This is a genomic window from Undibacterium paludis, assembly GCF_022568815.1.
In the GTDB taxonomy this organism is placed as follows: Bacteria; Pseudomonadota; Gammaproteobacteria; order Burkholderiales; family Burkholderiaceae_D; genus Undibacterium.
Genome location: NZ_JAKZHX010000026.1, coordinates 20,370 through 29,814, shown reverse-complemented (window position 1 = coordinate 29,814; position 9,445 = coordinate 20,370). Strand labels below are relative to the sequence as shown.

General features: G+C 51.3%; 9 protein-coding genes. 6 read left to right on the top strand and 3 right to left on the bottom strand.

Translation table 11 applies throughout. From position 1 onward, the window contains the following. From LZ463_RS27825 to LZ463_RS27815, 3 genes are all read left to right on the top strand, one after another. Positions 1 to 733, top strand: a 733-nt coding sequence (locus tag LZ463_RS27825; RefSeq protein ID WP_241459581.1) for a YbdK family carboxylate-amine ligase, incomplete at its 5' end; no start/stop codon positions are given. A gap of 217 nt (positions 734 to 950) precedes the next feature. Beyond that, a complete protein-coding gene (locus tag LZ463_RS27820) occupies positions 951 to 1,490 on the top strand; it encodes a carboxymuconolactone decarboxylase family protein (protein ID WP_241459580.1) in 540 nt (179 codons plus the stop codon). Between the two features lie 79 nt (positions 1,491 to 1,569). Further along, positions 1,570 to 1,926, top strand: coding sequence for a CZB domain-containing protein (locus tag LZ463_RS27815; protein ID WP_241459579.1), 357 nt, complete (start codon positions 1,570 to 1,572; stop codon positions 1,924 to 1,926). A gap of 271 nt (positions 1,927 to 2,197) precedes the next feature. Here LZ463_RS27815 and LZ463_RS27810 read toward each other — a convergent pair whose 3' ends face one another. From LZ463_RS27810 to LZ463_RS27800, 3 genes are all read right to left on the bottom strand, one after another. Then, a complete protein-coding gene (locus LZ463_RS27810) occupies positions 2,198 to 2,575 on the bottom strand; it encodes a hypothetical protein (protein WP_241459578.1) in 378 nt (125 codons plus the stop codon). Positions 2,576 to 2,704: 129 nt separating this feature from the next. Continuing rightward, complete coding sequence (gene ssb, locus LZ463_RS27805; RefSeq protein ID WP_241459577.1) at positions 2,705 to 3,187, bottom strand: single-stranded DNA-binding protein; 483 nt, start codon at positions 3,185 to 3,187, stop codon at positions 2,705 to 2,707. A 34-nt stretch (positions 3,188 to 3,221) separates the two neighbouring features. After that, positions 3,222 to 4,406: an MFS transporter gene (locus LZ463_RS27800; RefSeq protein ID WP_241459583.1), complete on the bottom strand. Its 1,185-nt coding sequence runs from the start codon at positions 4,404 to 4,406 to the stop codon at positions 3,222 to 3,224. A 203-nt stretch (positions 4,407 to 4,609) separates the two neighbouring features. Here LZ463_RS27800 and uvrA point away from each other — a divergent pair, with 203 nt between their 5' ends. From uvrA to LZ463_RS27785, 3 genes are all read left to right on the top strand, one after another. Continuing rightward, positions 4,610 to 7,549, top strand: a complete 2,940-nt coding sequence (gene uvrA / locus LZ463_RS27795; RefSeq protein WP_241459576.1) for an excinuclease ABC subunit UvrA — start codon at positions 4,610 to 4,612, stop codon at positions 7,547 to 7,549. Positions 7,550 to 7,741: 192 nt separating this feature from the next. Next, positions 7,742 to 8,314 (top strand): aminoacyl-tRNA hydrolase, encoded by a 573-nt coding sequence (gene pth, locus LZ463_RS27790; RefSeq protein ID WP_241459575.1) that lies wholly within the window; start codon positions 7,742 to 7,744, stop codon positions 8,312 to 8,314. Further along, a complete protein-coding gene (locus tag LZ463_RS27785; RefSeq protein ID WP_241459574.1) occupies positions 8,311 to 9,414 on the top strand; it encodes a patatin-like phospholipase family protein in 1,104 nt (367 codons plus the stop codon). The genes pth and LZ463_RS27785 overlap by 4 nt, the downstream gene beginning before the upstream one ends. The last annotated feature ends 31 nt before the right edge of the window (positions 9,415 to 9,445 follow it).

The window sequence follows — 9,445 nt, the reverse complement described above, 5'->3', positions numbered from 1 at the left end:
ATTCACTATTTTTGGTCAGCATGTCCATGTGGGTTGCAGCTCCGGCGACAATGCCTTGTTTTTACTCCACTCACTCAATCGCTACGTGGCGCACTTCATCGCATTATCGGCATCATCGCCCTATGTGCAAGGCGGGGATACCTTATTTAATTCAGCGAGGCTGAATTCTGTGTTTGCCTTTCCACTTTCAGGTAGGGCACCTTTCATGTTGAGCTGGGAGGCGTTTTCAGAAAATTACTTTTCTAAAATGGAAAAAACTGGCGTAGTTAAAAGCATGAAAGACTTTTACTGGGATATCCGCCCTAAACCAGAATACGGCACGATAGAACTGCGCGTGTGCGATACCCCGTTGACAGTGGAACATGCGGCTGCGTTGGCTGCTTATTTGCAAGTCTTGTGCGCCTACCTGTTAGACAAACGCGAAGAGTCGCCGGTCGAGGACGATTATCTGGTCTATAACTATAACCGCTTTCAAGCCTGTCGTTTTGGTTTGGATGGTTCTATCGTCCATCCCAAGACCTATGAAACGAAATCGCTACGTGAAGACATACTTGCCACAATCAGGACGCTGGAACCCTACGCAGTGTCTTTGGGCGCATTACCTGCACTGAATCACCTTTACGAAACCACACATACTGGCAGCGATGCGCATTACCTGCGTACGCAATGCACTGACAGTGGCAGTGTCGAGGGTATGGTGAACGCAGCAATACAGCGATTCCGGCGAGCGTAACCTGCTGCAAAACGGCAAGTCCAAAATTTCCCTTCATGTGGCTCTTTGAATAAACAACACTATCGAATTCAAATATTAATTTATTATTCCAATTTACGGAATAATAAATTTTAGATGATGGATATTCTTTTAAATAGAGGAATAAGGCAAAGTAGCACCATTCGCGATACAGATATAAAACGCGAATCCCTTAAACCCAATTTAAATGGAGTCACTTATGTCCCGTCTTGCTATCCCTGCCGTAGACCAATCCCCCGCAGCTTCTCAGCCTTTGTTGGCTGCTGTGAACAAGCAATTAGGTGTGGTGCCTAATCTGATGAAACTGGTTGGCAATAGTCCAGCTGCCCTGGAAGGCTATCTGTCACTTAGTGGTGCTTTGGCCAAAGGCAGCTTGAGTGCACAACTACGTGAACGTATTGCGTTGACGATCGCTGAATACAATGGTTGTGACTATTGCCTGGCGGCGCATGCTTACCTGGGCAAAAACCTGGCAAAGCTGAGTGATGCAGAAATTGACGCAGCTCGCAGCGCCCACGCAGAAGATGCCAAAACCAATGCTGCCCTGCAGTTTGCCCGACAAGTTGCAGAACAACGTGGTCGTGTCAGCGACGCTGAGTTGGCCAATTTGCGCGCTGCTGGTTTTGATGACGCTGCCGTCATCGAAATCGTCTTGAATGTAGCAGTGAATGTATTGACCAACTATGTCAATAATGTCGCCCATACAGATGTTGATTTTCCAAAAGTAAATCCGCTCTAATTCATAGCACATCAGGATAGTTCTGACAGGGGCAACATCCCTGTCAGCCAAAGCACACATCAATCAGTTGGAGTAAATCATGGACCTGGAATCAGCAATCGGCAAGCATGCTGAATGGAAAGTCAAGTTTCGTGCAGCTATTAGCAAGAAGTCGCATATGGATATCGCCCAAGTTTCCAATATTCATCAGTGTGAAATCGGATGCTGGATGGATCATGAAGGCAAGCAGCAAAACGGCCATTTGCCAGATTTTGCACAGCTGGTAGATGTGCACAAACAATTCCATGTCGCTGCTACAAAAATCGCCAATTTGATCAACGCTGGTAACTATGCTGAGGCAGAGAACATGCTGAACGGACCTGAGTATGCAGGTGTCTCCAAGCAGATCGCCAGTGCTATTATGAGACTAAAGAAGTCTGCTGTAAGACAGAGTTAGTAGCGCCATAGCCTGGACGATTCAAATCTAAAACCTGGATCAATTTATTGAGCAGATACAACAACATTCATCGTTGCATTGCTTAAAGTCAAAAACCACCTTGCGGTGGCTTTGAGACTCTTTTACCAAGATGACACACCGGCTCAGATCCCTCATATGAGGAGCGGGAGTGGGATCACATAGGGCTACATCATCAGAATAGCGCTCTGATCAAAAATGAGCAATTATTTTTTGAGGCAATATGGGGGAGGTATGCATGAATATTGACATCTCAAAGCGCCAGCTTTGCGCCAGGAAAGTATGGCGGAAACTCTATGGATGACCCACGCCCCTTCGGCATCGGATATTCATAGGGCCAAGAGAAACCATCTACAAGTCGCTCAAGTTCCCCTGTCTCAAGCAGTCTTCCGTTATAAATTCTCTCCTGAAGGTCAACTCTCATTTGCGCCAGTAGTTGAAGTCCGAACATAATTGCTCTGCTGGCTACAGTGATTGTAGAGGTTGAAAGATTTCGAGAGCGGAGTTGCGTTAACACATAAAACGTAATTTCAAAATCAGGGACGCCTGTATCACTTGCAGCAATAAGAGGGAATCTCTCACCGGAAGCAAATACGAGATTGCGGATCCCAAGGTCTTCATAATATTCCACTTGTTTACACTATTAAAAATAGTTGTATAAGCATGCATATTATTTAATTTTCAATTCGAGAGTAAACAAAAAAATCCCATTTCTTTTAGGAGAAATGGGATTTTATTTACAAAGCTTAAAACCTATACGCTAAAACGGAATATCGTCATCCATGTCCGAGAAGTTCGGTGCGGGACGTGCTGCAGGCGCCTGTCGCGGTGCCGGTGCTGCCTGGCGTGGGGCAGGTGCGCCGCCACCGTAGCCGCCGTCATCCATCGGTGCGCCGCCGCCCATGCCCTGGCGGCTGCCCAGCATCTGCATGGTGTCTGCCTTGATGTCGGTGGCGTATTTTTCTATGCCGTCCTTGTCGGTGTACTTACGGGTGCGCAGGCTGCCTTCAACATAGACTTGCGAACCTTTTTTCAGGTACTGGCCGGCGATTTCTGCCAGTTTGCCGAAAAAGGTAATACGGTGCCATTCTGTCTGTTCTTTCTTTTCACCGGTGGATTTGTCTTTCCAGCTATCGGTGGTTGCCACGGTGATGCTGGTCATTGCATCGCCTGATGGCATATAACGAGTTTCCGGGTCTTTCCCAAGGTTGCCGACGATAATGACCTTGTTCACTGATGCCATGTGTTTCTCCTGAAATTTACTGATACAAATTAATCTAAGCCTCTACCTTTGCTGCAGTTTTGCTGCGCTTGGGTATATTCGGCATATTGACGGCGATTAGCAGCCATATCGCCGTCAAGACTGCACTTACTACAAAAACGGATGAAGCAGCCATATGTTGCTTTATCCAGCCACCAAGCGCACCACCGCAAAACAAACCGATGGCCTGCAAGGTGTTATACACACCCAAAGCTGCGCCTTTCGCCGCAGGTGGTGCAATGCGTGAAACCAGTGATGGCTGGCATGCCTCCAGGATATTGAAGGCAATGAAAAATGCAAACAGCAGAACTACCAGCATCACCGGGGATTGCAAGTATTGCCATAAACCCAGTTCGACCAACAATAATAATGCAATTGCCACGACAAATACCTGTTTCATCTTGCCAAATTTTTCGCCAATAAAAATTGCCGGCAGCATGGCAATAAAAGATGCGAACATGACAGGCAGATAAACTTTCCAGTGCGCCGTCACAGGCAGGTCAGCATATTGCACCAGGGCAGCAGGTACGACGACAAACATGGCCATCTGCGTCAGGTGCAGGGCAAACACGCCATAGTTGAGGCGCATCAATTCTGTATTCTTCAAAACCACGGACAGGGGTACTGGGGCATGCCGGATGGCCGGCGCATCTGGTGTGATGAACAAGACCACGGCTATGCCAACCAGTGACAGGACACCAGTCAATGCAAAGATACCGCCCATGCCTATGCTCTGGTACAGCAAGGGAGCTGCCACCAGAGAAAATGCAAAGGTCAGGCCAATGGAGCCGCCAACCATGGCCATGGCCTTGGTCCTGTGTTCTTCTCTTGTTGTATCAGCAATCAGGGCGGTGATTGCGGCAGAAATTGCGCCTGCCCCCTGTATGGCACGACCTATGATCACGCCAACAACGGTGCTTGCCGAGGCAGCGACAAAAGCGCCGATGGCAAATAGCAACAATCCAATGACGATGATGCGTTTGCGGCCAAATTTATCAGAAGCAATACCAAAGGGGATTTGTCCGAAAGCCTGGCTCAGTCCATACATTCCCATGGCCAAGCCAACCAGGCTGGCATTGTCGCCATCAGGTAAAGTTTTTGCATGAATGGCAAATACCGGCAAGATCAGGAAAAGCCCGAGCATGCGCAGGGCGAAGATGGACGCCAGTGAAGCACTGGAGCTGAGCTCGTCACGGCTCATGCCGGCAGGCGCTTGCTCATTTAAGGGGGATGCATCTGCAGATGTTGCAATAGTCATATTCAAAAACTCGTCTGATCGGCCAGGGGTTTGCCCCCTAAGTTTGCACAAAGCAAAGACGAGCCCGCGATAATTTTCAAAACCCGTTATAGTATCAGGTTGCACGCCTACTTCCCTCAATTCGGCCCAAATTCAGTACAGAGACTATGAGCACACGCACAAAAGCAGCAAAAGCACCCAAACCGGCAGAAATCGAGTTTAATGACAATGATGTTCAATTGGCACAAAAACGTGAGTTGATACGTGTACGGGGCGCTCGCACGCACAACCTGAAAAACATCAGTCTCGATTTGCCGCGCAACAAGCTGGTGGTGATCACGGGTCTGTCTGGTTCGGGCAAGTCTTCCCTTGCTTTTGATACCTTGTATGCAGAAGGTCAGCGCCGCTATGTGGAATCGCTGTCAGCTTATGCGCGCCAGTTTTTGCAATTGATGGAAAAACCGGATGTGGACTTGATCGAAGGTTTGTCGCCGGCTATCTCCATCGAACAAAAAGCCACGTCGCACAATCCGCGCTCCACCGTTGGTACTGTCACTGAAATCCATGATTACCTGCGTTTGCTGTATGCGCGTGTGGGTACGCCGTACTGCCCTGATCATCCAGAAAACCCGCTGGCGGCACAGTCAGTCTCGCAAATGGTCGATGCCGTGCTGGCCATGCCGGAAGACAGCAAGCTGATGATACTGGCGCCTGTGGTTGCCAATCGCAAGGGCGAGCACATGGATTTGTTTGAGCAGATGCAGGCCCAGGGCTTTGTACGTTTTCGCGTGCAAAGCGGCACGCATGATGCAAAAATCTATGAAGTCGACAATCTGCCCAAGCTGAAGAAAACCGAGAAACACACCATTGACGTGGTTGTAGACCGCGTCAAGGTCAAGGCCGACATCAAGCAGCGTCTGGCCGAATCATTCGAGACCTGTCTGCGCCTGGCGAATGGCCGGGCCCTCGTCGTTGATATGGACAGCAATCATGAGCAATTATTCTCGAACAAATTTGCCTGCCCCATCTGCGGTTATTCGCTGCAAGAACTGGAACCACGCCTGTTCTCTTTCAATAACCCCATGGGCGCCTGCCCTGAATGTGATGGTCTGGGGCATATAGAATTTTTTGATCCCAAGCGCATCGTCGCCTTCCCCAACCTGTCACTGGCCAGCGGTGCAGTCAAGGGTTGGGACAGGCGCAATCAATTCTATTTCCAGATGCTGTCCAACCTGGCGGCTTACTATGAATTTGATATCGATACGCCTTACGAGCAATTACCGGAATCAGCGCAGCAAATCATCCTGTATGGTTCTGGCAAGCAGCAGATACCGTTTACCTATATTAATGAAAAAGGCCGTACTGTCGTCAAGGAGCACAGCTTTGAAGGTGTGGTCACCAACCTGCAGCGCCGCTATCGCGAAACTGATTCCATGGCCGTCAAGGAAGAGCTGGCCAAATTCATCAATGAAAAGCAATGCCCGTCCTGCGATGGCGCGCGTCTGCGCATAGAAGCACGTTATGTCAAGGTAGGTAGCGGCAAGCAGGAAAAGGCTATCTACGATATCAGCGCCATGCCTTTGCGTGAAACTCTGCATTTCTTTGAGCACTTGAAACTGACCGGCGCCAAACGCGATATTGCTGATCGCATCATCAAGGAAATCACGGCGCGCCTGACTTTTCTGAATAATGTCGGACTCGATTACCTGTCGCTGGAACGCAGTGCAGATACGCTGTCCGGTGGCGAAGCGCAGCGCATACGCCTGGCTTCGCAGATCGGTTCCGGTCTGACCGGCGTCATGTATGTACTTGATGAACCGTCCATCGGTTTGCACCAGCGCGACAATGACAGGTTGATCGACACGCTTAAACATTTGCGCGATATCGGCAATAGCGTGCTGGTGGTCGAACATGATGAGGATGCCATACGCTGCGCCGACTTTGTGGTCGACATGGGACTGGGCGCCGGTGTGCACGGTGGTGAAGTCATTGCGCAGGGTACGCTGGATGACATCATGGGCAACAAGCGTTCATTGACAGCGCAATACCTGAGTGGCGCGCTGGAAATTGCCGTACCTAAAAAACGCACCAAGGCTGATCCAGCCAAGCAATTGCTGATTGCCGGCGCACGCGGCAACAACCTGAAAAAAGTGTCGATGAAGTTGCCAGTGGGTTTGCTGACCTGCGTGACCGGTGTGTCTGGTTCAGGCAAATCTACGCTGGTCAACGACACGCTCTACCATGTCGCGGCACGTCACCTGTATGGTTCACAAACTGAACCGGCGGCATTTGACCATGTCAGTGGTCTTGAGCATTTTGATAAAGTCATTTCTGTGGATCAGGCGCCGATAGGCCGCACACCGCGCTCCAATCCGGCCACTTACACCGGTTTGTTCACACCAATACGTGATCTGTTTGCCACTGTGCCAACAGCCAAGGAGCGCGGTTATAGCGCAGGCCGCTTCTCCTTCAATGTGAAGGGTGGCCGCTGCGAAGCCTGCCAGGGTGACGGCGTGATCAAGGTCGAGATGCATTTCTTGCCTGACGTGTATGTACCCTGCGATGTTTGCCACGGCAAGCGCTATAACCGCGAAACCCTGGAAGTCCATTACAAGGGCAAGAACATCAATGAAGTGCTGGGCATGACGGTGGAAGATGCCCATGAATTCTTCAGCGTAGTACCGATCATCGCACGCAAACTGCAAACCCTGCTCGATGTTGGCCTTGGCTATATACGCCTGGGACAGAGCGCCACCACCTTGTCTGGCGGTGAAGCACAACGCGTCAAGCTGTCGCTGGAATTGTCCAAACGTGACACCGGTCGTACCCTGTACATCCTGGATGAGCCAACCACCGGTCTGCATTTCCATGACATCGCTCTGTTGCTGAAGGTGATACACAGGTTGCGTGACCAGGGTAATACGGTAGTCATCATCGAGCACAATCTCGACGTGATCAAAACCGCAGACTGGCTGATCGACCTGGGGCCGGAAGGTGGCGCCGGTGGTGGCAAAATTATTGCGACCGGCACACCGGAAGATGTGGCCGCAAACCCCGACAGTGTGACAGGCAAGTATTTGCTGCCCTTGCTAAAAAAAGCCAAATAAGCCTGATCAACCAGCCGGGTATTTGACTCTAGGCGATGTTCTCCGAGAGAGGGCGTCGCCTTTTTCCTGTATGCCAAAGCCAACAAAAACAGCTCGCTGCCAAAGCTGGTGTGCGGAAGACAAGGCAGAATTTCTATGCCAGCTTTCACTGCAAGTATAATCAGCGAAAACAAACCCGATAACACCGCCACAATGACAATACGATTGATAGTTGGCCTTGGCAACCCAGGGCCTGAGTATGAACAAACCCGGCACAATGCCGGGTTCTGGCTGCTGGACCAGTTGCCTGTCCCGCTGCAAAGGGACAAGAATTTCAATGCCATGGTGGGCAAGACCCGCATCGCCGGACAGGAAGTCTGGCTGCTGCAGCCACAGACTTTCATGAACCGTTCCGGGCAATCGGTCGGGGCCATCTGCCGCTTCTACAAGATCACACCTGACCAGGTGCTGGTCGTCCACGATGAACTCGATATGCTGCCAGGCGTGGCCAAACTCAAGCTTGGCGGTTCGTCCGGCGGGCACAATGGATTGAAAGATATCACTGCTGCCCTGGGCACCCAGGATTACTGGCGCTTGCGCCTGGGCATAGGCCATCCGCGCACGCTGAATCTGCAGCAGGGTGTGGCAGATTTTGTCTTGCACCGACCACGCAAGGAAGAACTGCCATTGATAGAGGATGCTATCGCCAAAAGCCTGACAGTATTGCCATTGATGGTTGAAGGTAAATTCCCTGAAGCGATGATGCAACTGCATACGACAAAATGAATGCCGCCATACAAATCCACGCCGGTCGTAAAGCCTACGCACACCTGTGTGAGCATGGTTTGCGTGCGCAGGATGTCGCCATCATCCCGGCAGCAGCCGGCGGCCCCAAGGGACTGATCCTGCAGGCACTGGACCAGTGGCTGTTTGGTGAATGGCTGCCCTCGGCGCCACGCGAACGCAGCCTGATCGGCGCTTCCATCGGCGCCTGGCGCATGGCTGCGGCCTGCCATAGCGACCCGGTAGCAGCTTTCCAACGTCTGGGGGATTTGTATTGTGAACAGCGTTACCCTGAAAACCCGTCGCCGCATTATGTGACACGTGTCATTCAGAATCTGCTGCAAGACTTTGTCGGTGGCCATGAAACCGAAGTCACCAATAATCCGTATCACCGACTGCATTTGCTGGCTGTGCGTGGGCGTGGCCTGCTGACGGCACCGAAAAGCGATACCAGCGCCAAAGCCGGTTTTGTCGCCGCCACCTTTGCCAACCTGGCATCGCGCTCGCGCCTGGCCAGGCATATGGACCGTGTAGTCGTCGGCGATGCACGCGATACCATGTATTGGCTCAAAGCCAGGTTTGACAACTTTGATACGCATTTTTGCCCATTGAAGACTGACAACCTGGGCTGGTCCTTGCTGGCATCAGGCACCTTGCCACTGATCATGGAGCCGGTCAGGCAGATACCACATGCGCCAGCCGGCACTTACTGGGATGGCGGCATCATTGACTATCACCTGGCGCTGCCGTATTCACGCGTGGCCGGCAGCAAGGACGGTGGACTGGTGTTATACCCGCATTTTACCGACCATATCGTTCCTGGCTGGCTGGACAAGCCGCTGCCCTGGCGCCGTGCCGGGCTGGGCAGCAATCGCGAATGGCTGGACAATGTCGTCATGGTGTCGCCATCGCAGGCGTTTTTGAAAACCCTGTCGCGCGGTAAATTGCCGGACCGCAAAGACTTTTTTTACTATGGCACCAATCATGACTTCCGCATACAGAACTGGAAGATCGCCATCAGTGAAAGTGCCCGTATGCGTGATGAGTTTGCAGAGTTTGTTGCCAAGCCCAATCTCGATATCGTACAGCGACTGAATTTCTGAGTCTGTTGTAACTGGTGGACTGTAACACGCG